This is a genomic window from Propionicimonas paludicola, from assembly GCF_002563675.1.
GTDB classification, from domain to species: Bacteria; Actinomycetota; Actinomycetes; order Propionibacteriales; family Propionibacteriaceae; genus Propionicimonas; species Propionicimonas paludicola.
In genome coordinates, this window is the sequence record NZ_PDJC01000001.1 from 376,388 (window position 1) to 402,980 (window position 26,593).

At 69.3% G+C, this 26,593-nt stretch carries 23 protein-coding genes; 16 read left to right on the forward strand and 7 right to left on the reverse strand.

Annotated features, from left to right (window positions below; translation table 11 throughout):
* Positions 1-7 precede the first annotated feature (7 nt).
* The 3 genes from ATK74_RS01715 to ATK74_RS01725 all read left to right on the forward strand — a co-directional run bounded on the left by ATK74_RS01715 (position 8) and on the right by ATK74_RS01725 (position 2,664).
* The gene (locus ATK74_RS01715) at positions 8-859 is read left to right on the forward strand and encodes a bifunctional methylenetetrahydrofolate dehydrogenase/methenyltetrahydrofolate cyclohydrolase (RefSeq protein WP_098459427.1); all 852 of its coding nucleotides are present in this window, start codon (positions 8-10) and stop codon (positions 857-859) included.
* Positions 856-1,158, forward strand: coding sequence for a DUF3017 domain-containing protein (locus ATK74_RS01720; RefSeq protein WP_098459428.1), 303 nt, complete (start codon positions 856-858; stop codon positions 1,156-1,158). Before ATK74_RS01715 ends, ATK74_RS01720 begins: the two co-directional genes overlap by 4 nt.
* A 117-nt stretch (positions 1,159-1,275) precedes the next feature.
* Positions 1,276-2,664 (forward strand): aspartate aminotransferase family protein, encoded by a 1,389-nt coding sequence (locus ATK74_RS01725; RefSeq protein WP_098459429.1) that lies wholly within the window; start codon positions 1,276-1,278, stop codon positions 2,662-2,664.
* A 34-nt stretch (positions 2,665-2,698) separates the two neighbouring features.
* On the opposite strand, the gene ATK74_RS01730 is transcribed toward ATK74_RS01725, so the two are convergent.
* Positions 2,699-4,411 (reverse strand): AMP-binding protein, encoded by a 1,713-nt coding sequence (locus tag ATK74_RS01730; protein ID WP_098459430.1) that lies wholly within the window; start codon positions 4,409-4,411, stop codon positions 2,699-2,701.
* 148 nt (positions 4,412-4,559) lie between these two features.
* Between ATK74_RS01730 and ATK74_RS01735 the strand changes: the two genes are divergently transcribed.
* Positions 4,560-5,147 carry a TetR/AcrR family transcriptional regulator gene (locus ATK74_RS01735; protein ID WP_098459431.1) on the forward strand — a complete coding sequence of 196 codons (588 nt, stop codon included), beginning with the start codon at positions 4,560-4,562 and terminating at the stop codon, positions 5,145-5,147.
* The gene (locus ATK74_RS01740) at positions 5,144-6,022 is read left to right on the forward strand and encodes a hypothetical protein (protein WP_098459432.1); all 879 of its coding nucleotides are present in this window, start codon (positions 5,144-5,146) and stop codon (positions 6,020-6,022) included. The genes ATK74_RS01735 and ATK74_RS01740 overlap by 4 nt, the downstream gene beginning before the upstream one ends.
* A gap of 19 nt (positions 6,023-6,041) precedes the next feature.
* Here ATK74_RS01740 and ATK74_RS01745 read toward each other — a convergent pair whose 3' ends face one another.
* Positions 6,042-6,740: a helix-turn-helix transcriptional regulator gene (locus ATK74_RS01745; protein WP_098459433.1), complete on the reverse strand. Its 699-nt coding sequence runs from the start codon at positions 6,738-6,740 to the stop codon at positions 6,042-6,044.
* A 72-nt stretch (positions 6,741-6,812) separates the two neighbouring features.
* On the opposite strand from ATK74_RS01745, the gene ATK74_RS01750 reads away from it, so the two are divergent.
* Positions 6,813-7,559: an alpha/beta fold hydrolase gene (locus tag ATK74_RS01750; RefSeq protein WP_098459434.1), complete on the forward strand. Its 747-nt coding sequence runs from the start codon at positions 6,813-6,815 to the stop codon at positions 7,557-7,559.
* Between the two features lie 16 nt (positions 7,560-7,575).
* Here the strand turns inward: ATK74_RS01750 and ATK74_RS01755 are convergent, their stop codons facing one another.
* On the reverse strand, positions 7,576-8,097 hold the full coding sequence (locus ATK74_RS01755) for a GNAT family N-acetyltransferase (protein WP_098459435.1): 522 nt from the start codon (positions 8,095-8,097) through the stop codon (positions 7,576-7,578).
* A 177-nt stretch (positions 8,098-8,274) separates the two neighbouring features.
* Between ATK74_RS01755 and ATK74_RS01760 the strand changes: the two genes are divergently transcribed.
* Positions 8,275-11,040, forward strand: coding sequence for a FlgD immunoglobulin-like domain containing protein (locus ATK74_RS01760; protein ID WP_169923689.1), 2,766 nt, complete (start codon positions 8,275-8,277; stop codon positions 11,038-11,040).
* A 183-nt stretch (positions 11,041-11,223) separates the two neighbouring features.
* On the opposite strand, the gene ATK74_RS01765 is transcribed toward ATK74_RS01760, so the two are convergent.
* Positions 11,224-12,213 carry a malate dehydrogenase gene (locus ATK74_RS01765; protein ID WP_098459437.1) on the reverse strand — a complete coding sequence of 330 codons (990 nt, stop codon included), beginning with the start codon at positions 12,211-12,213 and terminating at the stop codon, positions 11,224-11,226.
* Positions 12,214-12,672: 459 nt separating this feature from the next.
* On the opposite strand from ATK74_RS01765, the gene ATK74_RS01770 reads away from it, so the two are divergent.
* The gene (locus ATK74_RS01770) at positions 12,673-13,290 is read left to right on the forward strand and encodes a histidine phosphatase family protein (RefSeq protein ID WP_098459438.1); all 618 of its coding nucleotides are present in this window, start codon (positions 12,673-12,675) and stop codon (positions 13,288-13,290) included.
* Between the two features lie 9 nt (positions 13,291-13,299).
* Here the strand turns inward: ATK74_RS01770 and purU are convergent, their stop codons facing one another.
* Positions 13,300-14,151 carry a formyltetrahydrofolate deformylase gene (gene purU, locus ATK74_RS01775; RefSeq protein WP_098459439.1) on the reverse strand — a complete coding sequence of 284 codons (852 nt, stop codon included), beginning with the start codon at positions 14,149-14,151 and terminating at the stop codon, positions 13,300-13,302.
* Between the two features lie 172 nt (positions 14,152-14,323).
* Between purU and ATK74_RS01780 the strand changes: the two genes are divergently transcribed.
* Positions 14,324-15,541 carry an NADP-dependent isocitrate dehydrogenase gene (locus tag ATK74_RS01780; protein WP_098459440.1) on the forward strand — a complete coding sequence of 406 codons (1,218 nt, stop codon included), beginning with the start codon at positions 14,324-14,326 and terminating at the stop codon, positions 15,539-15,541.
* Positions 15,542-15,628: 87 nt separating this feature from the next.
* On the forward strand, positions 15,629-16,663 hold the full coding sequence (locus ATK74_RS01785; protein ID WP_281255387.1) for a glycosyltransferase family 2 protein: 1,035 nt from the start codon (positions 15,629-15,631) through the stop codon (positions 16,661-16,663).
* 16 nt (positions 16,664-16,679) lie between these two features.
* Here ATK74_RS01785 and ATK74_RS01790 read toward each other — a convergent pair whose 3' ends face one another.
* Positions 16,680-18,413, reverse strand: coding sequence for a CDP-glycerol glycerophosphotransferase family protein (locus ATK74_RS01790; protein ID WP_143483525.1), 1,734 nt, complete (start codon positions 18,411-18,413; stop codon positions 16,680-16,682).
* A gap of 75 nt (positions 18,414-18,488) precedes the next feature.
* On the reverse strand, positions 18,489-19,721 hold the full coding sequence (locus ATK74_RS01795; RefSeq protein ID WP_169923690.1) for a CDP-glycerol glycerophosphotransferase family protein: 1,233 nt from the start codon (positions 19,719-19,721) through the stop codon (positions 18,489-18,491).
* A gap of 138 nt (positions 19,722-19,859) precedes the next feature.
* Between ATK74_RS01795 and ATK74_RS01800 the strand changes: the two genes are divergently transcribed.
* The 6 genes from ATK74_RS01800 to ATK74_RS01825 all read left to right on the forward strand — a co-directional run bounded on the left by ATK74_RS01800 (position 19,860) and on the right by ATK74_RS01825 (position 26,588).
* A complete protein-coding gene (locus ATK74_RS01800; RefSeq protein WP_098459444.1) occupies positions 19,860-21,182 on the forward strand; it encodes a hemolysin family protein in 1,323 nt (440 codons plus the stop codon).
* Positions 21,183-21,212: 30 nt separating this feature from the next.
* A complete protein-coding gene (locus ATK74_RS01805) occupies positions 21,213-22,433 on the forward strand; it encodes an aminoglycoside phosphotransferase family protein (protein ID WP_098459445.1) in 1,221 nt (406 codons plus the stop codon).
* 39 nt (positions 22,434-22,472) lie between these two features.
* Entirely contained in the window at positions 22,473-23,846 is a 1,374-nt protein-coding gene (locus tag ATK74_RS01810; protein WP_098459446.1) for an adenosylhomocysteinase, read from the forward strand.
* Positions 23,843-25,159 carry an amidohydrolase family protein gene (locus tag ATK74_RS01815; RefSeq protein WP_098459447.1) on the forward strand — a complete coding sequence of 439 codons (1,317 nt, stop codon included), beginning with the start codon at positions 23,843-23,845 and terminating at the stop codon, positions 25,157-25,159. The genes ATK74_RS01810 and ATK74_RS01815 overlap by 4 nt, the downstream gene beginning before the upstream one ends.
* Complete coding sequence (locus ATK74_RS01820; RefSeq protein ID WP_098459448.1) at positions 25,156-25,575, forward strand: cupin domain-containing protein; 420 nt, start codon at positions 25,156-25,158, stop codon at positions 25,573-25,575. The genes ATK74_RS01815 and ATK74_RS01820 overlap by 4 nt, the downstream gene beginning before the upstream one ends.
* Positions 25,576-25,691: 116 nt before the next feature.
* Entirely contained in the window at positions 25,692-26,588 is an 897-nt protein-coding gene (locus tag ATK74_RS01825; protein WP_098459449.1) for an ABC transporter substrate-binding protein, read from the forward strand.
* Positions 26,589-26,593 lie beyond the last annotated feature (5 nt).

Consider the following 26,593-nt stretch of genomic DNA (forward strand, 5'->3'; position numbering starts at 1 on the left):
AGGCCAGATGAGCGCGCAGAAGCTGGACGGCAAGGCCGCGGCCGCGGCGATCAAGGCCGAACTCAGCCAGCGGGTGGCCGCATTGGCTGCTCGCGGCGTCCGTCCGGGTCTGGGGACGGTGCTGGTCGGTGACGATCCGGGCAGCCACTCCTACGTGGGGATGAAGCACCGCGACTGCGCCGAGGTGGGGATCACCTCGATTCGGGTGGACCTGCCCGCGGACGCGTCTGCGGCCCAGGTGGCCGAGTCGATCACGGCGCTGAACGAGGACCCGGCCTGCACCGGTTACATCGTCCAGCTGCCGCTGCCTCGGCACCTGGACGAGAACGCCATGCTGACCCTGATCGACCCGGCCAAGGATGCCGACGGCCTGCACCCGATCAACCTGGGCAAGCTGGTCCTCAACGAGCCGGCCCCGCTGCCCTGCACCCCGCGCGGCATCGTCGAACTGCTGCGCCGGCACCAGATCGAGCTGGCCGGTGCCGAAGTCTGCGTGGTCGGCCGCGGGATCACCGTGGGACGCCCGCTGGGGCTGATCCTGACCCGGCGCAGCGAGAACTCCACGGTCACCTTGTGCCACACCGGCACCCGTGACCTGGCCGCGCACACCCGGCGGGCCGACATCGTGGTGGCCGCAGCCGGCGTCCCCGGCCTGATCACCGCCGAGAAGATCGCCGAGGGCGCCGTGGTCCTCGACGTCGGGGTCAGTCGGGTGGACGGCAAGCTGGCCGGCGATGTCGCCGCCGATGTCTGGGAGAAGGCGTCCTGGGTGGCGCCGAACCCCGGTGGGGTCGGGCCGATGACTCGAGCCATGCTGTTGTCCAATGTGGTCGACCGCGCGGAGGCGCTGGCCCGATGACCGCTCCCGAGGCGCCCAAGCCGGCCAAGGGCCCGGTCCAGGCCGTGCTCGGCCAGTGGCCGCTGGCCCTGGTGCTCACCGGGGTGGCGCTCGGTCTGCTGGTGGTGGCCGTCACCGGCCACTGGCGGATCGGCTGCACAGTGATCGGCTCGGCGGTCACTCTGGGCGGCGTCCTGCGGCTGATGCTGCCGAAGGGACAGGTCGGCCTGCTGGCCGTCCGCAACCGGCTGATCGACACCGTCCTGCTGCTGGGCAGCGGGGTCGGAATCCTCCTGCTCACCTCGGGGCTCTTCCGCTGAGCGGAGACGATCGGGATCCGCGGCTGGCACTAGGCTGAGCCTCACCCGCGTCGCCAGGCCGGTCGCGGGTCAGGCTCACGCCAGACCGGTGCCAGGCCGACCGGTGGATGGTGAATCATGACCTCACGCGCAGTATCGAAGCCCATTGACCGTGCCCGGATCGCCGAGCTGACCGCGATCGAGCAGCAGCGGCTCGACCAGCGGACGTCCGCCTCGAAGGCGATGTACGTCGAAGCAACCAAGCACCTGTCCGGGGGAGTCGCCTCCTCCTACCAGGGACGCGACCCGTGGCCGATCTACATCGACCGGGGCGAAGGCCCCAAGATCTGGGACATCGACGGCACCGAGTACTACGACTTCCACAACGGCTTCGGCTCGATGGTTCAGGGCCATGCGCACCCGGCCATCGGTGCTGCCGTGGCCGCCCGCTACCCGCTGGGCACCCACTTCGGTTGTGCCGTCCCGGACAGCGTGGTGGTGGCCGACGAACTGGCCGCGCGCTGGGGGCTGCCGAAGTGGCGCTTCACCAACTCCGGCTCGGAGTCGACAATGGACGCCATCCGGATCGCCCGCGCCTTCACCGGCCGGGACACCGTGATGAAGATCTTCGGCTCCTACCACGGCCACCACGACACGGTGATGGTGTCGATCGGCGTCCCCTACGACTCGATCGGGGACCGGGAGAACTACGCGTCGCTGTCCTACGGGGCCGGCATTCCGCAGGCCGTGGTCGACATGACCGTCGCCGTGCCGTTCAACGATGCCCCGGCCATGGAGCGCCGGATCCAGCGGCTGGAGAAGGAGGGCCGGCTGCCGGCCTGCGTGATCATGGAAGCCGCCATGATGAACCTCGGCGTGGTGCTGCCCGAGCCGGGCTACCTGGAGGCGGTCCGCGAGATCACCACCCGCTACGGCATCGTCCTGATCTTCGACGAGGTGAAGACCGGCCTGTGCGTGGCACCGGGCGGGGCCACCGACCGCTTCGGAGTGCTGCCCGACCTGGTCACCTTGGCCAAGTCGCTGGGCGGCGGTCTGCCGTCCGGGGCGATCGGCGGCAGTGAAGAAGTGATGGCCATCGTCGAGAGCGGCAAGGTCTACCAGGTGGGCACCTACAACGGGAACCCGCTGTCGATGGCCGCGGCCCGGGCGTCCCTGGAGCAGGTGCTGACCCCGGCCGGCTATGCCCGGTTGGATCAGCTCAACGACAAGATCCTCACCGGCGCCCGCGAGATCATCGCCCGCTACGACCTGCCCGGCTATGCGGTCGGGATCGGTTCGAAGGGCTGTGTCACCTTCTCCGAGGTTCCCGTCCGCGATTACGAGTCCTACAAGGAGAATCAGGACGTCCCGCTGACCGAGCTGACCTGGCTGTGGAACATGAACCGGGGCATCTTCGCCACCCCGGGCCGCGAGGAGGAGTGGACGCTCTCGGTGACCCACACCGACGAGTCGATCGACCACTACCTGGCCGTCTTCGACGAGCTGGCTGCTGCGCTGCGCGCCTGAGCCCGGATGAGTCCGCGGCCCGGTGGCCGCGGACTCAGCGGAAGTCGCGCTCCCAGAACTGCGCGGTGCTGTCGTTCGCCTGCACCCGGACGGCCTCGCGTTCGCGCAGTTCGACCCGGCGGATCTTGCCCGAGATGGTCTTGGGCAGCTCGCTGACGAACTCGAGGATCCTGATCCGCTGGTAGGCCGACAGCCGGGTCCGGGCGTGCTCGAAGATGGCCCGGGCGGCCTCGGCCTGGCGCTCGGCGGCATCGGCCACCAGGCAGACGAAGGCCTTCGGCACCGCCGCCCGCAGCGGGTCGGGGCTGGGCACGATCGCCACTTCGGTCACGTAGGGGTGCTCGAGCAGGATCGACTCCAGCTCGAACGGGGAGATCTTGTAGTCCGACGCCTTGAAGACGTCGTCGGCCCGGCCCACATAGGTGAGGTAGCCGTCGGCGTCCATCGAGGCGATGTCGCCGGTGTGGTAGTAGCCGTCCCGGCAGGCCTCGGCGGTCATCAGCGGGTCGTTGTGGTAGCCGTCCATCAGGCCGAGGATCGGCTGGGACAGGTCCAGGCAGATCTCACCCTCATCGCTGCGCGGCGCCCCGCTGGTGGGATCCAGCAGCACCACCGGGTAGCCCGGCATCGGACGTCCCATCGAGCCGTCCTTGACCGCCTGGCCAGGGCCGTTGCCGATGCAGCAGGTCATCTCGGTCTGGCCGAAGCCGTCCCGGATGGTGCCGCCCCAGGCGGCCCGGACCTTGGCGATGACTTCGGGGTTCAGCGGCTCGCCGGCACCGAGCAGCTCGCGCGGCGGATGGGACAGCTGGGTCAGGTCGGCCTGGATCAGCATTCGCCACACGGTCGGCGGCGCGCAGAAGGTGGTCACCTGGTGGGCGTCCATCACCTTCATCAGGTTGCCGGCGTCGAAGCGGTCGTAGTTGAACACGAAGACGGTGGCCTGGGCCAGGAACGGTGCGAAGAAGTTGCTCCAGGCATGCTTGCCCCAGCCGGGGGAGGAGATGTTCAGGTGCACGTCGCCGGGCTGCACTCCCAGCCACCACATGGTCGACAGGTGGCCGACCGGGTAGGAGACCTGGGTGTGTCGGACCAGCTTGGGACGCGAGGTGGTGCCCGAGGTGAAGTAGAGCAGGCTCGGATCGCCGGCCGGAGTCGGCCCGTCCGGGGTGAAGTCGGACGAGGCCGCGGCCGAGTCGTGCAGGGAGAACCAGCCGGAGGGAAGGTCGGGCCCGAGGCCGATCCGGATCACCTGATCGTCCAGGCCGGTGAGCCGCTCGCTGAGCGCGGCGGGCGCCACCACGGCGGCGGCTCCACCGTGATCGACCCGATAGGCCAGGTCGGCGGCCGACAGCAGGGTGGAGGTCGGGATCGCGACGGCACCGATCTTGTAGATGCCGAGCATGATCTCCCACAGCTCGATGGTGTTGTTCAGCATCACGATCAGGGTCGAGCCGCGGCGTACCCCCAAGCTGAGCAGCCAGTTGGCCACCTGGTTGGAGCGCGCGGAGAGCTCGGCGTAGGTCCACGACCGAGCCACCAGATCGGCGCAGACGATGGTGACCGCAGCCCGATCGGGGTGCTCGCCGGCGACCACGTCGAACCACTCCAGAGCGAAGTTGAACTCGCTCAGTTCGGGCCAATGGAAGCCGTCGACAGTCGCCTGATAGTCGGTGCGGTTCGCCAGGAGGAAGTCGCGGACTTCCCGGACTGCATGGGTGGCGGGGGTGGCGGGGCGGCCGGTCATCGAACTCCAGCTCTCTTCCGTGAGGGTCTAGGCAATCGTACTGGCTACGGCTACGGAACCGTAACTTAGCTGCCCGGTGAGTCCGCCGGTTGCGCACGGGGTGATCCCGACGCTAATGTAAGCAAGCACTTACATACAGGAGGATCTGATGAGCGGTTCAGCCGCCAGCCGGGTGGTGGACGCGGCCGCCGAGCTCTTTGCCGAGCGCGGATACCAGGCCACGACGACCCGGCAGCTGGCCGAACGGGCCGGCGTCAACGAGGTCAGCGTTTTTCGTGGCTTCGGCAACAAGCAGGGCGTCCTGGCTGCCGTGGTCGGACGGGTGGTCGCCGAACAGCCCGGTCGGGCCGCGTCCGAGCTGACCGGGCTGTCGCTGCGCGAGGCGGTGACCGCACTGGCCCAGCGCGAGGTGACCAACGGACTGCGCGACGGCGGCCTGATGACCCGGCTGGCCTTCGAGGCCCGGACGGTTCCCGAGGTGGCCGAGCTGTTCGCCGGCGGTCCGCAGGCCAACCTGGCCGCCATGGCCGCCTTCTTCGCCGACCGGCAGCGAGCCGGCCAGGTGCGTCCGGATCTGGCCGCCGAGACCGTTGCCGAAGCCTTCTTCAGCCTGACCTCCAGCTTCGTGATCATGCGCACGGTGCTCGGCTTCGAGGCGGGTTCGGACGCGCAGGTCGAGCAGTCGGTGGCCGGGCTGGTCGAGCTGTTCTTGAGTGGAGCGGAGGCTCACCGGTGAACCGCGACCTGAGCCTCGCCGTCCACACCGCAGCCGTGGCCATCCTGGCCGGGGTCACCGCCGGTCTGGGCGTGTTTGGACGCGGCGGTGGCGTGGTGGCCTCGGCCACCTCGATTCGCGGCGAGCACTTCGACTACGTCACCGACGGGATCTACGCCTACAACCCGGTCCGAGTGGTTGCCGAGGGGATCGGCTGGGACGTGGTCACCCTCTTCGCCGTGGCGCCGGCCCTGCTGCTGGTCTCCTGGTTCGTCGCCCGGGGCTCGCTGCGCGGACGGCTGGCCGCCACCGGGCTGCTCGGCTATGTGGCTTACCAGTACCTGATGTACGCGATGTTCTGGGCCATCGGCCCGCTGTTCCCGGCCTTTGTCCTGCTCTACCCGCTGGCCATCTGGGGCATCGTCCGGCTGGTGGCCGCCACTGACCTGGACGCCCTGGCCGGCCGGCTGGGGCCGAGGTTTCCCCGGCGAGCCACCGCCTGGTTCTCGCTGGCCCTGGCCCTCCTGCTGGTGGTGATGTGGGTGCCCCGGATCGCCACGGCGCTGTCCGGCGACCTGGCCGGTGCCGGCTTGCTCGGCACCCCGACCCTGGTCGTCCAGGCCCTCGACCTGGGCATCGTGGTGCCGTTGGGCCTGGCCGCGGCGTGGACGCTGTGGCGGCGGCATCGGGCCGCTCCGGTGCTGGCCGGGCTGCTGATGGTCAAGGCGGTCAGCATGGCCGTGGCCATCATGGCCATGCTGGTCTCGGCCTGGCAGGTGGAGGGTCACCTCGAGGTGGTGCCGTTCACGATCTTCGCAGTGGCTGCGGCCTTCGCCGGCTGGTTGGCCGCGCGGGTGCTGCTCTCGATTCGACCGGACGCCGCCGCAATCGGCTGAGCCTGGCATCGGCCACCGATCACTCGGTCTCGCCGTCCACCGGCCGGGCCGAGGCCAGAGGAGTGCCGAGTTCATCGACGGTGTGCCCTGTGCACGGCTCGGCGGTCACCCGGGCCCTGTCGATCCGGGTCAGCCGGAACCAGCGGATGGCATTACGCAGCCGGCACCAGCCGATCAGATGCCATTCGCCGTTGGCCGAGGCGAAGATCACCGGCTCAACGTCGCGGGTGGTGGTGACGCCGTTCTTGTCGGTGAAGCGGATCCGGACGACTCGCTGGTCGGCCATGGCCTCCTCGATGGCCGAGCGCACCGTCCGCAGCGTGGGCGGGCCGGCGTTGACCCACACCCGGCGGGCCAGCTGATGGGCTCTGGCGCGGGTGCTCGGATCCAGCACGTCGACGACCTTGCCGACCGCGGCAGCGGCCAGATCGGAGTAAGGAGCGTCCGGGGCGGCGGAGACAGCCGCGAACAGGGCCACCGCCTGAGCCGGGGTCAGGCTGATCGGGGGCAGGTTCGTCCGTCCGGCCAAGCCGTAGCCGCCGCCAGGGCCTGGCCGCGACCAGATCGGCGTCCCGCTGCTCTCGAGGGCGGCCAGGTCGCGCTTGACGGTGCGCACCGACACCCCGAACTCCGCGGCCAGTCGCTGCGCGGTGCACCCGCGATTGCCGCGGCGGCGCAACAGCTCCGACATGGCATGCAGTCGCTCGGTTCGCTTCACCGGACAATGATCTCAAATTAGTGTCAGAAATGGTGACATGCCGCTGCCCAATGGGGCCTGGATGATCGGGTCATGACCACACAGCAGAGCACCTCGCCCATCGTCCTGATCCCCGGCCACTGGCTGGGCGCCTGGGCCTGGGATGAGGTTGAAGACCACCTCTCATCGGAAGGCCATCCGGCCCGCGCCCTCACCCTTCCCGGCCTTGATCCCGACGACCCGGATCGACGCTCGCGCACCCTCGACGACCAGGCCGACGCCATCGTCGCGGCGTTGCGACAGGCCGGAGCCAGTGCCGAGCGGCCGGCGGTGATCGTGGGGCACAGCGGCGCCAACGGCCCGATCAGCCTGGTCGCCGAGCGGCACCCCGAGCTGATCGGCCGGCTGATCTGGGTCGACAGCGGTCCACTGGCCCCCGGCAGCGCCTTCGCACCGGACGCGCCGGATCAGCTCACCGAGCTGCCGCTGCCGCCGTTCGATGAGTTGCGGCAGCAGGCCAGCCTGGACGGGCTGAGCCCCGAAGCCCTGGATCGGTTCCGCCTCCGGGCCGTCCCCGAACCCGGGCCGGTGCTGCGGCAACGGATCGAGCTGGTCAACGACGGCCGCCGGGCCATCCCCACCACGCTGGTGTGCTGCTCCATCTCCGGTGCACAGGTGATGGAGCTGGCTGCCGCCGGGCACCCGATGTTCGCCGAGGTGGCAACGCTGCAGCAGGTGGACGTGATCGACCTGCCCACCGGGCACTGGCCGATGTGGAGCCGTCCGGCCGAGCTTGCCCAGCTCATCGGTGCGATCGCGGACCGCACACCCGCGCAGTGAGCCAGCCGCCGCGGGCTCAGTCGTCGGCGAGGCGCTGGAACAGGATGTGATCGGTGTAGGCGCCGGCGATCTGCAGGTACTTCGGCGCGTAGCCGAAGCGGACGAACCCAGCGCGCTGCAGCACAGCTTGTGAGCGGTGATTCTGCGGAATCGTCCCGGCCTCAAGGCGATGCAGGCCCAGCTCGGAGAAGGCGAAATCAACGATCTCGGCGACCGCTCGTCCCATCAACCCGCGACCGCCGCTGGCCTCGTCGAGCCAGTAGCCGACGCTGGCGCTCTGGAACGGGCCGCGGACGATGTTGTTGAGGTTAATCCGGCCGACCACTCGTCCGGACTCATCGAGGATCACTCGTGGCTCGGTGCTGCCGGCGGCGTGGGCCACCAGCACAGCATCGATGAGCCGGCGTTGCTCGATCTCGGTGAAGTAGCTCTCCCCGCGATCGGGCTCCCACGGTTCGAGGAAGGCGCGGTTGGCTTGCACAAGTCGGGTCAGTGCGGGGGCATCGGAGGCTGCAATCAGGCGGGTGCAGGTGGTCACCGACCTAGTCTGCCAGGGTGCGATCTGAGGGCCGCCCGGCGGTGGGTCGACCGGGGCCGGACATTAAGTTGACGATCGGTCCGGCAGCGCCTCCGAGCGGTTCCCTCGGGCCGCGTTTAGTCGGAGAATCAGGCGGCACTGTATGAGTGCCCTGGCCTGGATTGAGGAACGATGATCGTGACTCCGAAGAGTCTTTTCGGTGTGCTGGTCGGTGGCGCGTGCGCGCTTGCCCTGACTGTGGGGATGGCTCCGCCTCTCGCCCACGCCGACACCGGCGATCTCACTGTGCCGAGGGTCAAGGCGGCCGGGTCGGTGCGTCCGATCTTCGTCTCTGGCGATGGCAGCACCACCAGCGATGTGGTCGCCCGCTTCCGGGGCGGCTACTGGTGGTCCGGTGACACCGGCCGCACGTGGAGCGCGGCCAAGCTGCCGTATCTGGCTTGCGACGCCGCCGACAGCAACTGCGAGCTCGAGGCCGACTACGGACGGGTGGCCGGCGGGCTGGTCCCCATGGTCAGCTCGAACACGTCGGAGGTGCGGACCTACTCCCTTGCCACGAACGCAGTGGTGGCGACCCTCGCACTGTCCGGCGGTCAGCAGTATGAGGCTGGTGCGGGCAACCTGGTGGTGGCCGGAGCCGAGGGCGCGCCGACCAAGTCGCTGGTCGCCGTCGACACTGGCGCCGTGATCAAGACCATCACCACGCCGACCGGGTATGCACAGCGGGCGGTCACGATGGATGGCGACGGGTCGATCATCGTCCTGCGTACCCAGGACGGAGTCACGGGCAGCGACCTGATCTCGATCCCCGCCTCGGGGGACGAGAAGACGCTGGCCCATTTCTCGTCCAATGAGCCCAGCGTGGACTCACCAACCCTCATCGATGGGCTCTTCACCTATCTGTGGTGGGATCCCGAAGCCAAGCTCTGTGCTGTGGGAACCGGTGCCGGCGATCCGGCGGTGTCGTGCCGGGCGACCACGGGCCTGGAGGCCGGCTTCGTGGTCGCGTATGGCGCAGGCGTGCTGCTGATGCCCGACGGTGACAGCCTGCCGGGGTACTGGTTCGCTCGCTCAGGGCTGAGCCTGGGCGACCCGGTGAAGCTGAACGGTGCCAAGAACGCACGCGTCGCTCCGGTGAGTGATTCGAGCTATCCGCTGGTGGCTCGCGGCACCGCATCGGGCACGGAGCTGGTGCGGCTGGCCGACCCGAAGGCCCCGGCGCCGGTCGTGGTCGACGAGGCCGTCGTATGGGCACCGGTCACCGGCCTGGCGCTGACTCCGACCGCACTTGTGGGGACCGACGATCGCGGCTCCGACAGCACCGCCTGGGTGCGCTCGATCGGCTCTCGCGTCGGTTCGGAGCGGATCCTGAGTACCACTGCCCGAGGCAGCGCGTTGGCGTCGGGTGGACGCTGGGCCGTCGTCAACGGGGAGAGCCTGAAGCTGTACGACCGGGGCGCGTTGACCAAGACCGTCACCGGCCTGGCGCTCGCCGACCCGCGGCGGCAGAGCGGGCCGTACCTGCTCGCCGACATCGCCCGGCGCACTCCGCAGACGACCTCTCCGGTCCCGGTCACCAGCATCGTCGACCCCAGCGGCAAGATCACCGAAGTGCCGACATCGGTGGACATCTTCGGCGGGCTGACCCTGGACTGGGTGTCGAACGGGAAGTACCGCGTGGTGGACCGTACTGGCTCGGGAATCGCCACCAGGTCGATCACCCTGCCGCTGTCCGACACTGATGAGTGGTGGTACGGAAAGGCATTGATCTGGGGCGACTGGGTGGCGGTGGAGAAGAACCCGGACTCCGGCCCCAACCAGGTGATCGCCGTCAACTACCGGACCAACCCCAGCAAGCTCTACACCCGCACCGGTCATCTGGAGGCGTTGAGCGAGGCCGGTGCCGTGATCTGGGATGGCGAGAAGGACACCCTGTGGAACCTCGCGCAGGACTCCCTGATCAGCCTCCCGAGTACCGGCACGATCGGCGCGATCGACGGCCAGCGAGTCGTCCTGGTGGAGGACACCAAGCTCACCATCCGTAAGCTCGGCAACCTGCCCACGTCGGCTCCGCGGCTCCTGGGCATCACCGCCCCTCGGAAGTGGGCCCGCGGCTGGAAGGCCAACATCGACCTCACCAAGCCGGTGAAGGCCGGTCATCTGGAGATCCGCAATGCCGCCGGCAAGCTGGTGCGCAGCATCGCGGTCCCGGCCAGCGCCGATGGCTCCATTCGGGCCGTCGGCTGGAATGGGAAGACCTCGGCGGGCGCACAGGCCCCGGCCGATATCTACTCCCTCTGGCTGACGAGTGCGGCCACCGACGGCAGCGGCAAGGTCGTCCGAGTGGACGGCTCGAAGGGCAGTCTGGGCTCGGTGGTGGTCGGTACCCCGGCAGTGCGTGGTGCCGCGCCGAAGATCAAGGGCTCGGCGGTGGACGGGCAGACCCTCACCGTCGACATCAGCGGCTGGAAGCCGGGCGGAACGGCCAACAGCTACCAGTGGCTGCGCAACGGGGCCCCCATCGCCAAGGCCACGGCGAGCTCCTATCAGCTGGGCTCGGCCGACCTGGGCGCCAAGATCTCGGTGAAGGTCACCGCAACCAAGGCGTCCTACACCTCGCTGACCAAGACCTCTGCGCCGGTCGGTCCGGTCCTGAAGAAGCTTGTCGTCACCGGGACACCGGTCATCTCGGGCAAGGCGGTGGTCGGCCAGAAGCTGAAGGCCGACACGGCGGCCGTGACCTGGACGCCGGCCTCGGCCCAGGTGAAGTATCAGTGGCTCGCCGGTGGCGTACCGATCAAGAAGGCCACCACGTCCAGCCTGACCCTGAAGGCCGCGCAGCTCGGCAAGGTCATCACCCTGCGGATCACCGTGACCGCGCCGGGGTACGGGCCGGTCTCGGTGACCTCTGCGGCTACCGTGAAGGTCGCGCGGCTGCCGTGAGCATGCCGGTCGCGCCGCCAGACGGCGGCGCGGCGAGAGTTGGCGCAGCGCTGAAGGCGACGGTCTTCAGCGCCGCCACCCGCGTCGGATAGCGGGGTTGGGAGCTGTCGTCCCGTTCGACGCGAAGGGTGCGGACATGATTGTGGGCGGGACGTAGAACGTCCCGCCCACAACGCTTTGGACTCAGATCAGGCCGAGTTCGGTGACCGCTGCCCGCTCGTCGGCGAGTTCGGCGACCGAGGCGTCGATCTTGGCCTTGGAGAACGCGTCCAGCTCGAGGCCCTGGACGATCGAGACCTTGCCGTCGGCGATGGTGACCGGGAAGGACGAGATCAGGCCCTCCGGCACGCCGTAGGAGCCGTCGGACGGGATGGCCATCGAGGTCCAGTCGCCGGCCGGGGTGCCCAGCGCCCAGTCGTGCAGGCACTCGACGGTGGCATTGGCAGCCGAAGCCGCCGAGGACGAGCCGCGGGCCTCGATGATCGCCGCACCGCGCTTGGCGACGGTCGGGATGAAGGTGTCGGCGATCCAGGCCTGGTCGTTGATCACCTCGGCGGCGTTCTTGCCGTCGATCTGTGCGTGGAACAGGTCCGGGTACTGGGTGGCGGAGTGGTTGCCCCAGATGGTCATGTGGCTGACCGAGGTGACCGCGACGCCGGCCTTCTGCGCAACCTGGGTGATCGCCCGGTTGTGGTCGAGCCGGGTGAGGGCGGCGAACCGCTCGTTGGGGATATCGGAGGCGTTGCTCATGGCGATCAGCGCGTTGGTGTTGGCCGGGTTGCCGGTCACCAGCACCTTGATGTCATCGGCGGCGACCTCGTTGAGGGCCTTGCCCTGCGCGGTGAAGATGGCGCCATTGGCGCTGAGCAGGTCGCCGCGCTCCATGCCCGCGGTACGCGGACGAGCGCCGACCAGCATGGCCAGGTTCACGCCGTCGAAGACCTTCTTGGCGTCGTCGCCGATCTCGACCTTGCTCAGCAGCGGGAACGCGCAGTCGTCCAGCTCCATGACCACACCCTGCAGCGCCTTCAGAGCGGGGGTGATTTCGAGCAGACGAAGCTCTACGGGCTGATCGGGGCCGAGCAGGGCGCCGCTGGCGATGCGGAACAACAGGCTGTAGCAGATCTGGCCGGCAGCGCCGGTGACTGCGACCTTCACAGGGGTTTTGCTCACGTTTTGCTCCTCAGTGAGTCGATGTGGCTGCGAGACGATTCGACGCTAGCAGCTTGGCTGCCAACCGCGAATCCCGGGGTCGAGGAACGGAAGGAGTGCGGGGCCGATCTGGATCTGTGCACATCGGCCCAGCGCGTCCCCCGTTTGAGGACCTCGCCGAGTCGCCCATCCTGGGAATGTTGCGCAGCGGTGAATTCCGACAGACTTGTTCTCGGCAACGTTCGAGAGGTTGCTGGCCCGGTGCCTGGGTTCCGTCTTACCGCCAGGGCCCCCTCTCGGATGTCACCACATGGGGTGGGTGACAGCTGCCGGTTCTCCGGTTGGAGGACACCGAGGCTCGACGGCTCTTCTGGGGGGGAGGGCGTCGAGCTTTTCGGGTTTCTGGGGCTGCTCATCGGCACTACTCAGGCCCGGTTCTCGGTTCGAAATCGGGCTCATCGCTGGCGTACGCTGCCAGCCATGCGTCTGATTCTGATCCGCCACGGCCGCACGGCGTCCAACACCGGTTTCGTCCTCGACACAGCCTTCCCCGGCGCAGACTTGGACGAGTTGGGTCGCGAGCAGGCCGAGTCGCTGGTCGAACAGCTGGCCGCCGAACCGATCGAGGCGATCTACGTCTCCAACCTGGTGCGCACCCAGCAGACCGCAGCCCCGCTGGCCGCCGCCCGCGGCCTGGAGCCGGTGATCCTTCCCGGCCTGCGCGAGATCTCCGCCGGTGACGACGAGCTGTCGATGGACTCGACCCGCTACGTGGAGACGCTGCTGAAGTGGCACGCGGGAGAGCTGGACGCCCGGCTGCCCGGTGGTGAGGACGCCGCGGAGTTCTTCGCCCGCTACGACGAGGCGATCGCCACGATCGCCGGTGCCGGCCACCAGGCGGCTGCCCTGGTCAGCCACGGTGCCGCACTGCGCGTCTGGGCCGCCGAGCGGGTCGAAGGCTTCTCGGTGGCGCTGGGGGCCGCCCACCTGGACAACACCGGAGTGCTGGTCGTCGAAGGGTCGCCGGCCGAGGGCTGGCAGCTGCTCAGCCTGGACGGAGTCACCGACTGGCGCTCGGCCGACTTCGAGCCGGCCTGATCGGCGCGCTCAGCGGAAGATGACCGTCCGAGCCCCGTCCAGCAGGACGCGGTGCTCGGCGAACAGCTTGACCGCCTCGGTCAAGGTGCGGCTCTCCTGCTCCTGGCCCATGGCCATCAGCTGGGGAACCTCCATCGTGTGATCCACCCGGCGGACGTTCTGCTCGATGATCGGGCCCTCGTCCAGGTCGCTGGTGACGAAGTGGGCAGTGGCCCCGATCAGCTTCACCCCGCGGGAGTGCGCCTGTCGGTAGGGGTTGGCCCCCTTGAAGCCGGGCAGGAACGAGTGATGGATGTTGATGGCCCGCCCACTCAGCTCGGCGCACAGCTCCGGCGACAGCACCTGCATGTAGCGGGCCAGCACCACCAGTTCGATGTCGTACTCGGCGACCACGTCCAGGATGTGCCGCTCGACGGCGGCCTTGGTGTCCGGGTTCACCTGATGGGTCTCGAACGGGATCGAGTAGAAGGTGGCCAGGTCGCCCAGATCGGGGTGGTTGGAGATGATCAGCGGGATGCTGATCGGCAGGTAGCCGGAGCGCTGCCGGAACAGTAGGTCGTTGAGGCAATGCCCGGCCTTGGAGGCCAGTACCAGCGTCCGGCGGCGGCGTCCAACGTAGTCAAGAACCCATTGCGCAGCCAGATCGTCCGCGATGGCGGCGAAGACGCGCTCGAACTCCGAGCGGTCGAAGCCGCTTTGCACCTGGACCCGCATGAAGAAGCGTCCGGACTCGGTGGAGGTGAACTGCTGCAGCTCGGTGATGTTGCCGCTGGCCGCGACGATCGCTCCGGTGACCCGAAGGACGATGCCAGGTTGGTCAGCACAGGAGAGGGTCAGCAGCCAGTGGGTGGAGTCGATCACGGCTGAAAGGTTAGCGGCCCGCCGTCGCCGCCGGAGTCGTGGTCAGCCGCCGACATGGCCGATCAGTGGGCCGTGAGCAAGGCTCGGCGTAGGTAGTGAAGCGGAGGAGTGCGGGCTCTGGTCGGGGTGGCTGGGCTATCTTTTCAGGGCAGACGCGAGAAGGAGGATCGGGATGGGCAAGATCAAGGTCACCGGGACGGTCGTCGAGCTCGACGGCGATGAGATGACCCGGATCATCTGGCAGTTCATCAAGGAACGCCTGATCCACCCCTACTTGGACGTGAACCTGGAGTACTACGACCTCGGCATCGAGCACCGGGACGCCACCGAGGACCAGGTCACCATCGACTCCGCGCTGGCCATCAAGAAGCACGGCGTCGGCGTGAAGTGCGCCACCATCACCCCCGACGAGGCCCGGGTCGAGGAGTTCGGCCTGAAGAAGATGTGGCTGTCCCCGAACGGGACCATCCGCAACATCCTGGGCGGCGTGGTCTTCCGCGAGCCGATCATCATCTCCAACATCCCGCGCCTGGTGCCGGGCTGGACCAAGCCGATCGTGATCGGCCGTCACGCGCACGGCGACCAGTACAAGGCCGCGAACTTCAAGGTGCCCGGAGCCGGCAAGGTGACCATCACCTTCACTCCCGAGGACGGCTCCGCACCGATCGAGCATCTGGTGGCCAACTACGGCCCCGACGGCGGCGTGGCCATGGGCATGTACAACTTCAACGACTCGATCCGCGACTTCGCCCGGGCGTCCTTCGCCTACGGCCTGCTGCGCAACTACCCGGTCTACCTGTCCACGAAGAACACGATCCTGAAGGCCTATGACGGCGCCTTCAAGGACATCTTCGCCGAGGTCTTCGAGGCCGAGTACGCCGCAGACTTCGCCGCCCGTGGGCTCACCTACGAGCACCGGCTGATCGACGACATGGTGGCCTCCTCCCTGAAGTGGGAGGGCGGCTACGTCTGGGCCTGCAAGAACTACGACGGGGACGTTCAGTCCGACACCGTCGCCCAGGGCTTCGGCTCGTTGGGCCTGATGACCTCCGTGCTGATGACTCCGGACGGCAAGACCGTCGAGGCCGAAGCGGCCCACGGCACGGTCACCCGGCACTACCGCCAGCACCAGCAGGGCAAGCCGACCTCGACCAACCCGATCGCGTCCATCTACGCCTGGACCGGTGGCCTCAAGCACCGCGGCAAGCTGGACGGCACCCCCGAGGTGATCGGCTTCGCCGAGGCGCTCGAGCAGGTCTGCATCGAGACCGTCGAGGCCGGCAAGATGACCAAGGACCTGGCCCTGCTGGTCGGACCCGAACAGGAGTGGCTGACCACCGAGGGCTTCCTGGCTGCTCTGGACGAGGGGCTGGCCGCCAAGCTGGCCTGAGTCCGGGGACGCGCCGGGCGCCCAGCTCACTGCGGTGTCTGCGAGAATGGGCGGGTGAGTTCAACGCCGGCCCCACCGACGCGCCCGGTGCTTTCACCGTTGCCAGAGCATCCTGCCGTTTCATACGTGATGCCGGTGCTCAACGAGGCGAAGCACCTGGGTGAAGCGGTGCGGGCAGTGCTGTCCCAGGAGTACGCCGGCGAGCAGGAACTCGTGCTGGCCCTGGGGGCGTCCACTGATGGCACCGACGAGGTGGCCGACGCACTCGCGGCGTCCGATCCCCGGGTGCGGCTGGTGCGCAACCCGCGCAACGACATTCCGATCGGGCTCAACCTGGCCATCGCCGCGAGTCGGCATCCGGTGATCGTCCGCGTCGATGCCCACGCCGAGCTGCCCCCCGGCTACACCGCTGCGGCCGTGGAGATCCTGCACCGCACCGGCGCAGCCGACGTCGGCGGCATGATGGTCGCCAAGGGCCACGGACGCTTCCAGCGCGCAGTCGCCCGCGCCTACAACTCGCCGTTCGGCCTCGGCGGCGGTTCCTGGCACCACGGCGAGGAGGAGATCGAGTCGGACTCTGCCTACCTGGGCGTTTTCCGCCGGGAGGTGCTCGAGGCGGTGGGTGGCTACGACGAGACGTTGCGCCGCGCCGAGGATTGGGAGCTCAGCCACCGGATCCGGGCCGCCGGGCACCTGATCATCTTCACGCCCAAGCTCAAGGTCGTCTATTGGCCGCGCAGCAGCTGGGACGCCCTGCGCCGCCAGATGTATGCCACCGGGGTGTGGCGCGGCCACCTGGTGCGTCGCCAGGGTTCGACGCCCTGGCGCTACCTGCCGCCTCCGGCCGTTGCCGTCCTGGTGGCCATCAGCCTGCTCGTCGGCCTGCTGCAGCTCTTCGGCGTGGCCCGCGGGGCCGGCTGGGCGCTGGCCCACGTGCCGTCCCTCGGCTACCTGGTGGGAGTGAGCGCGGTCGGCATCAGCCGGCTCGGCGGCGACAACCTCGCCGACCGGCTCCTGAACGTCGTTGTCCTGGCCACCATGCACCTGTCCTGGGGATCAGGTTTCATCAAGGGCTGGTTGACCGGCGCTGCGACGACCGTCGACCGCTCGCGGCTGGGTTGACCTCTCCGCCGGGAGTTCAGCCGGCAGTGGCTGCGGGCTCGGCACCGGCCCCGCGCTCGATGGCCGCTCGCACCGCCTGCACGAAGGTCTCCGCAGGGTCGGAGACTGCATCGCCCAGGTAGTAGCGGCGCATCAGCTGTCGCTCCTCGGCCAACGGATCGCCATCCAGCATCTGTGCGAACACCTCGTCGAGGTCGCCGTCGGGTTCGAGCACGTAGGCCGCGCGGGCGATGGGGTAGGTCTCGTGCAGGGGACCGTCGACAACTCCCGTGTTCGTGATCGCGAACGGCTTGCCCGAGTGCAGGAAGTCCGAAGCGACGCTCGACACGTCGGTGACCAGAGCGTCCGCGGCATTGAGGCAGTCGAGGATGTCGAGCCGGCTGGTGCGTCCCGAGGTGAGGTGCTGCTCACCCGCCGCCGCGAGCAGCGCGTCGATCTGCTGAGTGAACACTCGCGATTCGGCATCCCGTGCCGAGTAGGGGTGCGGACGGAACGCGACGACCACCTCCCGGCGCAGCAGCGCGGAGACGATGGCCGCGCCGTACCGCAGCGAGCCGAAACTCATGTCCGCCACCCCGCCACGCCAGGTCGGGGCGTAGAGCACGGTCGGCAGGCTCGGCACCGGGTTCCTGGCCGGCTCGACCCGCTCCAGCTGGGGACGTCCGACGATCCGGAACTTCTCGATCGGCACCGGCACCCCGTGCGCGGCGAAGCGATCGATCCCGGCCTGGCCTGCGACGAAGATCTCGTCGAACATCGCCGTGGTGGGTTGGTAGCTGGGCGGCTTCTCGCTGTCGCCATGGCCGAGGTGCACGTGGGTGGGGCCGCGGAACCGGACGGCCTGAGCGTTCTTCGACTCGTTGTTGACGTAGAACGCCGCGCCGATCGGAGGAACCAGCAGGCGGTCGAGGATCTCGGGCCGGCCGACGTAGATGACCGGGGCCGTGGTCAGCCCGAGGGCGACCGGGACGAAGTTGCGCTCGCGCACGATCAGCACGTAGGGATCGCCGGTTCGCTCGAGATAGGGCAGCCACATCGCAATCTGGTAGCCGGCTTCCGGCCTTCCGCTGAACACGATCGCGAAGCGAGGTGCGTAGGGGCCGGACGCCGCCACGATGGCGGCCACCCGCTCCTGGCGGCGGGCCGCCCACAGCGCGCGTAGTGACAGCACACCGGCGATGGCCACCCCGACCAGCGTCCCGAGCTCGAAGACCAAGGCGGGTACGCCGAGCCCGGTGAGGCCGAGCAGTACGGTCAGTGCGCAGGCGGCGTCGAACAGTGGCGAGACGGCGTCGCTGCGCTGCGGCGTCGCGAAGCCGGGCAGGCGCCAGGCGCCCACCTTCTGGTCGGCCAACCGGGCCACCGCGGGATCAGCAAGTACCGCCGCCACGAGGGCTGCTGCGGCCACCGTGAAGGCCCAGTCCGGCTGGGCCGTGGGCCAGGTGCCGACCACGAGCGCCCCGACCAGGACGCCACGCGGGCCGTGATCAGGATGCATGCGGCCGCGGCGGATGAACCACCACTGCAGCGGCGTGAGTAGTACGGCCGCCACTAGGCCGGCCGGGTGCACGGGCGGGTACAGCAGGAACAACACCACCAGCAGGACGGCGACTGCGTCCAGGGCGGACGGTGCGAACTCCCGCAGAGCCTTCGCCAGCTGACCGACAACGACGTGCACGCCCGGGAGTGCGGGCAACCGGCGAGGCCGCTGTCCTCCGGTCTGGACGTCGCGATCGAGACGGGTCTTCACATTGCTCCCTCGGAGTTCACACGCCTGGTTGAGCGATCATATCGACGGGCATTCGGCCGGGAGGCCGGTGGCTGCTCAGACCGCCTGCGGCGAAACGGCGTCCGGTTGGCTGGGCCGTTCGGCGACCTCGACGTGATCGAGAATGCGCTGCGCGATGATCTGGGAGGCTCGACCGGTCTCCGCCGAACCCAGTTCCTGGTGGTGGTGGCGGATCTGCTCGCGATACCGCTCGGGGTCCCAGTCCTGGATCGAGCTCTGCAAGTCGGTGTTCGTCTGCGCCAACGCGAAACCCCACTCGCGCGGGTCGACATAGAAGCCGGGGTTCCGCCGCACCGCGTCGAGGTCGGGCAGATAGAGGAAGCTGGGCTTCCCGGTCAGCGAGAAGTCCCAGATCGAGGAGGAGTAGTCGGTGACCAGGACGTCGGCCAGGCTGAGCAGCTCCTGCATGTCCGGATAGTCGGCCACATCCCGCCACCGTTGATCCTGGGCCGGCGAGATCTGGGTGGACGAACTCAGCTTGTGAGCCCGGTACAACACCCACCACTCACCGCCGAACCGCTGGGAGAGCGCTGCGGTCAGGCCGGACAGATCGAGGGGCTCGACCGGCGTGGTGCCCTCGCGCAGCGTGGGCGCGATCAGCACCGTCCGCACGGCGTCCGGAAGGCCAAGGGCTGCCGCCGTCCGTGCGTTCAGAGCCGAGCGGTCGTGGCTGAGCAGGATGTCGTTGCGGGGGAGCCCGATCTCGGCGACCTCGCCGGTGTAGCCGAAGGCGCCCCTGACCTCCTCGGTGGTGAACGCCCGGCAGCTGGAGACCACGAGGCTGGTCACCTTGGAGCTGTGGACGAGCTTGTGGTGCAGCCGCGGATCCGCCGCGGGGTCATCGCCGGGGATCCGCTTGTAGGCGCCGCCGGCGTGCCAGGTGTTGATCACGAACTGGCTGCGACGAAACGGGAACCACATCAGGTAGGCGCCGTTGGAGACGACCACGCTGGCCGTCATCAACTGGCGGACGGCCGCCGGCGTCCCGTGCTTGAGCACGCGGACGCCCAGCTCGACGAGCTCGGGGTACCGGGCCGGCTCTTCCACCACCCAGACCAGGTCCAGTGCGTCGCCGGCGGGCTGGAGGGCCTGCAGGACGTACTTCGGGTTGCAGGAGAACTCGTGCCGGGCGCCGCCGCCGAACGCGACGAAGACCACTCGGTTGCGGCGGAGCGGCAGCAGCCGTAGTGGGAGGGTGAGTGAGGTGACCAGCGGGCGCAGCAGATCGGTGATCCGCGTTCGCATCGCGCCTGGGCCGGGGGTCGTCACGGCAATCGAGGCTACCAGCGCCATTCCCGGTGGTTGCCTGACGGGGCCGGATGCAGCGGCCGCAACTCACCAGCCGGTGACCGGCACCGGTCGCCGATAGAATCAGCGCGTGGACGACCCTGACCCTGCGGCGGCGGCATGAGCCCGATCGTCGGCGATATTGCCCTGATCGCACTGTTCATCGTGATCGGCGGGGTCTTCGCGGCCGCCGAGATGGCGCTGGTCTCACTGCGGGAGTCGCAGATCCGCCAGCTCAGCGGACGCGGCCAGCGTGGACGCACGGTGGCCAATCTGACCTCCGATCCCAACCGCTTCCTATCCGCGGTCCAGATCGGGGTCACCCTGGCCGGCTTCCTGTCCGCTGCCTTCGGTGGCGCGACCCTGGCCGACGCCCTGAGCATCTGGCTGATCGGCCTCGGCCTGCCCACTCCGCTCGCCGGACCGCTGAGCCTGGTGCTGGTCACCCTGGTCATCTCCTACTTCTCGATCGTGCTGGGCGAGCTTGCCGCCAAGCGGCTGGCCATGCAGCGGGCCGAGGCCTTCGCGCTGGCCCTGGCACCGCTGGTCAGCACCATCGCCTGGCTGGCCACGCCGGTGATCTGGTTCCTGGGCAAGTCCACCGACGTCGTGGTGCGGGTCTTCGGCGGCGACCCGAAGGCCGGCCGGGAGGAAGTGACCGACGAGGAGCTGCGCGCCATGGTCGGTTCCTCGGCCACCCTGGGCGATGAGGAGCGACAGATCGTCGATGAGGTCTTCGCCGCCGGCGAAGTGGTGCTGCGCGAGGCGATGATTCCGCGCACCGAGGTCGACTTCCTGGACGGCGATCTCACCGTGCGCGAGGCGTACCTGGCCGTCCAGCAGGCCACGCACAGCCGCTATCCGGTGATCGGCGAGGACTCCGACGATGTGCTCGGCTTCGTCCACATCCGGGATCTGGCCGTCCTCGACCCGCAGCAACGTCAGGCGCCGGTGCGCGACCTGGTCCGTCCGGTGATGTCGCTGCCGCAGTCGGTGAAGATCCTGCGGGCGTTGTCGGAGATGCGGCAGAACAAGCAGCACCTGGTGATCGTCCGCGACGAGTACGGCGGGACGGCCGGCATCGTCACCATCGAAGACCTGGTCGAGGAGCTGATTGGCGAGATCACCGACGAGTTCGACGCCGAGTCCGAGCCGATGCGCAATGAGCGCGACCAGGCCGAACTGGACGGACTGATGACTCTGCAGGACTTCGCCGACGAGTTCGGCTACGTCCTCCCGGAGGGCCCCTACGACACGGTCGCCGGCTTCCTGATGGCCCAACTCGGCACCCTTCCCGACATCGGCGCCAGCTGTCAGGTGAGCCTGGCCCCGGTCGAGGACGGGCCCTGGATGACCTTCGAACTGACCGTCGCCGAACTGGACGGACGGCGCGCAGCGAGACTGAAGCTCGTCAATCTCGGCCCGCAGGCTGCCGCCGAGTAGTCTTCTGCCGTCACGACGAGGAGGTGGGGCGTGTCGATCGCCGACCCCGATGGTGCGGTGCTGCTCACCTCTGATGAGGTGGCCCCGCTGCTCAGTGCTGCGGTGAGCCACGCCGGCGGTGAGTTGGTCTCCTGGTCACTGGACCACGTCGACGCCAATCCGTCCCAGTCGACGACGGCCACCTACTCGGCTCTGATCGACTGGCCCTATGGCCGCCGCGAGGAGCTTCTGGGGGTCAGCGCGCGGGCGTCCGGCCCGGCCGACACCGACACTGCCGCCGAGATCTTCGGGGACGGGCATCGCGAGGTCGCGGTCTGGATCTACCCGCAGGACCCCGATCTTCCCGGGCTGACCCGCGCGGCCTACGCCGAATCGATGGCCGAGGTGTGCAACAGCCATCAGATCTTCTCCGGCCCGGTCGCACCCTCAGACCTGCAGCTGCAGATGATCGGCTACCGTCCGCGCCGCCGCGCCGTGGTGAAGGTCGATCGCCCGGCCACCGGCGAGGTCGTCTACGTGAAGGTGCTGCGCGCCAAGCTGCTCGACGAGGTTGTCGGACGGCATCGGCTGCTGGCCGCCGGCGGAGTGCCGGTGGCCCCGATCGCCGCGGTCACCGAAGATCACCTGCTGATCCTGCGTGAACTGCCCGGGGTGTCGCTGGCCAAGGCGATCTTCGATCCGGTCGACCCGTGCTCTGCGGAGTCGCTGATCGAGTTGCTCGACCAGATGCCGGCGTCGGTCTGCGGGCTGACCCGGCGTCCGCCCTGGTCGGACGCGGTTGATCACTACGCCCGGGTGGTCGCCCAGGCGATGCCCTCGCTGGAGCCCAAGCTGAACTGGCTGGTCGAGGTGATCCGCTCCGGACTCGCCCCGATCCCGGTGGGCAACGAGCCGACTCACGGCGATTTCCACGAGGGCCAGGTGCACGTCCAGGGCGGACGGATCTGCGGCCTGCTGGACACCGACACCATCGGCCCCGGACGCCGCGCCGACGACCTGGCCTGCCTGGTCGCGCACCTGTCCACGATCCAGCGGATGAACCCGGTCCAGGAGGCCCGGGTGCATCAGCTGATCCGCACCTGGGTGCCGGTCTTCGACACCCGGGTCGATCCCACCGAGCTGCGGCTGCGCTCGGCCGCGGTGATCATCTCGCTGGCCACCGGGCCGTTCCGGGGGCAGGAGCCGGACTGGGAGCGGGAGACCGCAGCGATGATCGGGTCGGCCGAGGCCCTGGTTCGCCAGGTTCGATAGGGCAGCGCCGCCGACGGCGGTTGCTTGTACGGTGTGCACGTGTTGACCTCTGAGCTGGGCTGGGCCGAGTTGGTGCTGCGCCGTTACGCCCGGCAGACCAACCAGCTGATCGCCGGCCGCAGCTTCTCCGTGACCGGCTCGGCTGCGCCGGCGGACGCCCTGCGGCTGGCCCTGACTCGGATCGGCGCCCAGCTGGTGGCCCCGGACGACCCGCGGGCGGCCGCCGTGTTCACCCCAGAGGCCCTGGCCTCCGACTTCGCCGGGGCCCGGGACAGCGCTGCGCAGCGGATCGACTACGCCTGGGCCCGGATGCCCGCGGTGACCGCGGCCGGGGAGCGACTGGCCGCGTCCGTTGCGCTGAATGGACTACGAGTCGGGCTTTCCTTGGTGCTGGAGCCGAAGACCGCTGTGCTGGCCCTGGCCCTGCATCACGCCGGTGCCCAGGTGAGCCTGCTCGGCCGCTGGGCCGAGACCGACCAGGAGGTGGCCGCGGAGCTGGCCCGCCGCGGCCTGACCGTCTTCGCCACCGACGACGAGAGCCAGGATGCTGCCCTGGCCGACGCCTTCCTTGGCCAGCGGCTGCAGGTGCTGCTCGACGACGGCTCCCGGCTGATCCGGATGCTGCTGGAGCGTCCCGAGGATGCCGTGGCGCTGATCGGCGCGGCCGAGGAGACCACCAGCGGGCTGTGGGGCCTGGAAGGCCATTCGCTGCCGTTCCCGGTGATCGCCGTGAACGATGCCGGCTCCAAGCTCTGGTTCGACAATGCCCACGGCACCGGCCAGTCGTGTCTGTTCACCATCGCCGATCTGGTCGCCCCCGACGCCGCCTGGCTGGGCGGACGCAGGGTGGCGCTGGCCGGCTTCGGGGCCGTCGGTGAGGGCTTCGCCCGGCACGCGGCTGCGCTGGGGGCGCAGGTGCGGGTGGCTGACATCGATCCGCGCGCCGAGTTGCGCGCCCGGTTCGTCGGCTTCCCCACCGGATCCTTCACCGAACTGGTCACCGACGCCGAGCTGATCGTGTCGGCGACCGGGCGGGCGGGCACCATCGGGGTCGAGATCCTCGAGGCCGCCGCGGACGGGGCCGTCCTGGCCGTGGCCGGCGGAGTGGACGGCGAGGTCGATCTGGCCGGGGCGCTGGCCGCCGGTTGGCAGCTGGTCGAGGTCGGGCCGAAGGTGGCCGACCTGGTCCGAGACGGGCGTCGGCTGCGGCTGCTGGATCGCGGCGAGTGCATCAACTGCACCGCAGGCGAAGGCAACCCGATCGAGATCATGGATCTGTCGCTGGCCGTCCAGGCCGCGGCCGTGGAGTACTTGCTGGCGGGCACGTTGGCCCCGGGGCTGGTTGAGCTGCCGTTGGCCGCCGATCAGCTGGTCGCCCGCACCGCACTCGAGCATTGGGAGGAGCCTCGATGAGCGAGGTGGTGGTCTACTCGGCGGACGTGATCGTCCCGGTCACGGCCCCGGCCGTGCGCAACGGTGCCGTCGCCGTTGCCGACGGACGGATCCTGCATCTGGGCACCCGGGACTGGGTGCTGTCGGTGCTGGACGGGCATGCGGACGTCCGCGAGGTGCACTGGCCCGGTGTCCTGCTCCCCGGCCTGATCAACGCCCACACCCACCTGCAGTACACCCGGATGGCGTCGGTCGGCCTGCACCAGTACCACGGCTTCGACGACTGGGGGCAGGCCTTCGACGCTGCCTACTCCGTCGACGGCCATCGCTGGGACGAGGCCGCCGCGGACGGAGCCCGGCTCTCGATCGCGGCCGGGGTCACCGGACTGGCTGACGTGGTCACCGACCTGCCCGCGGTCAGCGCTCTGCACGACCACGGTCTGCGCGGGGTCGCCTACTGGGAGATCTACGGCTGGGCGAACGAGCGCTGGCGCCGGGAGGGGCTGGCCCGGATCGAGGCCGAACTCGACCAGGTGCCGACGCCGCCGGCCCGCGGCGTCTCGCCGCATGCCCCGTACTCGCTGGACGTCGAGCCGCTGCTCGACCTGCCCGACCTGGCCCGCCGCCGCGGTGCCCGGCTGCACATTCATCTGGGTGAGTCGAAGCTGGAGGAGCTGAACCCCAGCGCCGCCCGCGATGACGCCTGGCGCTCGGTGGACGCCGAGAGCTATCGGGCGCTGCGCCGCGACGGCTTCGACGCCAGTGCCACCGACTTCGTCGACCAGCTCGGCGTCCTGGGTCCGGACTGCCACATCGCCCACGGGGTCTACCTGAACGCCCACGACCGGGCCGTGCTCCGAGCGCGGATGACCGCGGTGGCACTGTGCCCGCGCTCGAACGCCGTGATCGGGCTGGACGAGCCGCCGGTGGCTGCCCATCTCCGCGAGGGCAACCTGATCGCGGTCGGCACCGACTCGCTGGCGTCCTGTCCGTCGCTGGACCTGCTGGCCGACGTGGCCGAGCTGCATCGGCTCGCTCAGCGCCAGGGCTACTCCGAACCTGATCTGGCGAACCGGCTGCTTCGGGCCGCGACCCTGGGTGGCGCCGTGGCGCTGGGCATGTCCACCGGGCCGGACCGGGTGGGCCAGCTGCAGGTCGGCTCGCTGGCCGATCTGGTCTTCGTGGACGTCCCCGCCGACGGCGTCCGGGAGGCCATTGAGAACGTCGTCCGCGATGGCGCCGGACGGGTGGCAGCCACTCTGCTCGGCGGCGAACTGGCCGCATCGACTCCGACCTGGGCTGCCCGGGCCGGCCAACCGGAGGGAAGCGCATGAGCATTCCGCAGCGGGCGGCAGCCCTGGGTATGGAGCCGCACCCCGAAGGCGGCTGGTTCGTCCGCACCTGGACGTCCACCGAACGGATCGCCACCCAGGGCGGGCCGCGACCGGCCGCCACTCTGATCCACTATCTGCTGGAGGCCGGCCAGTCCTCGTCCTGGCACCTGGTCAGCTCTGACGAGGTCTGGCTGTGGCACGGCCCGGGCAGCCTCGACCTGCAGCTGGGCGGCACCGGTCCGGCGCCCGAAGAAGGTCCGCTGCAGCGACTCGGCGGAGGGCCGGACGAGGTGGCCCAGGTCTTGGTGCCAGCCGGCACCTGGCAGCGCAGCCTCACGGCAACCCAGGAGGTTCTGGTGAGTTGCCTGGTCAGCCCCGGTTTCGACTACTCCGACTGGGAGCTGTTCGAGGGCTGAGCCGTCCGGCTGGCGACCGCGTGCGTACGTATGTGCACAGGCCCCGTACGCTGTGACCGCTCAACCAGCCGGACAACGACGTGCGGCCGCATCGCCTACGAAAGGACCAGGAGACCATGACTCGGTACCTCAATCGTGTCGTCGCCGTCGCCGCGTCTGCGGCATTCGCGCTCGGCCTTGCGGCCTGTTCGACGGGAGCGGCCACGCCCGCTTCGCCGGGCTCGCCGGCTGCGAGCGAGTCGACCAGCGCCAGCGCCACGCCGACCACCGTCGACGTGAAGACGCTCACCGTCACTCCGGGCAAGCTGACCATCGCCACCGGCAAGCCGGCCTACTCCCCGTGGGTCGAGGACGACAAGCCGGAGAGTGGCAAGGGTTTCGAAGCAGCCGTGGCCTACGCCGTGGCCGAGAAGCTCGGCTTCGCCAAGGAGGACGTGGTCTGGAAGCGGACCACTTTTGACGCCGCGATCGCACCCGGACCGAAGGCCTGGGACTTCAACCTTCAGCAGTACTCGATCACCGACAAGCGCAAGAAGGCCGTCGACTTCTCCAGCCCGTACTACACCACCACCCAGGCGGTGCTCACCTACGCCGGTTCGCCGGCGGAGTCGGCCACCAGCATCGCGGCTCTGAAGAGCGTGGTGCTCGGAGTAGCGGCCGGCACCACCAGCCAGTCCGCGCTGACCACCCTGATCGCACCCACCGCCACGCCGAAGGTGTTCAACACCAACGAGGATCTCGTGCAGGCGTTGAAGACCAAGCAGGTTCAGGCGATCGTGGTCGACCTGCCCACCGCGCTCTACCTGTCGGCCGCCGTGCTCGACAACGGAAAGATCGTGGGCCAGCTGGCCGACAACACCGGTGGCGACCAGTACGGTCTGGTGCTCCCCAAGGGTTCCAAGCTCACTGCTGCAGTGACCGCCGCGGTTGACGCGCTCTCCGCCGACGGCACCTTGAAGGGTCTGGAGAAGACCTGGCTGTCGGAGTCGATCAAGGTTCCTGTGCTGTCCTGATCGAC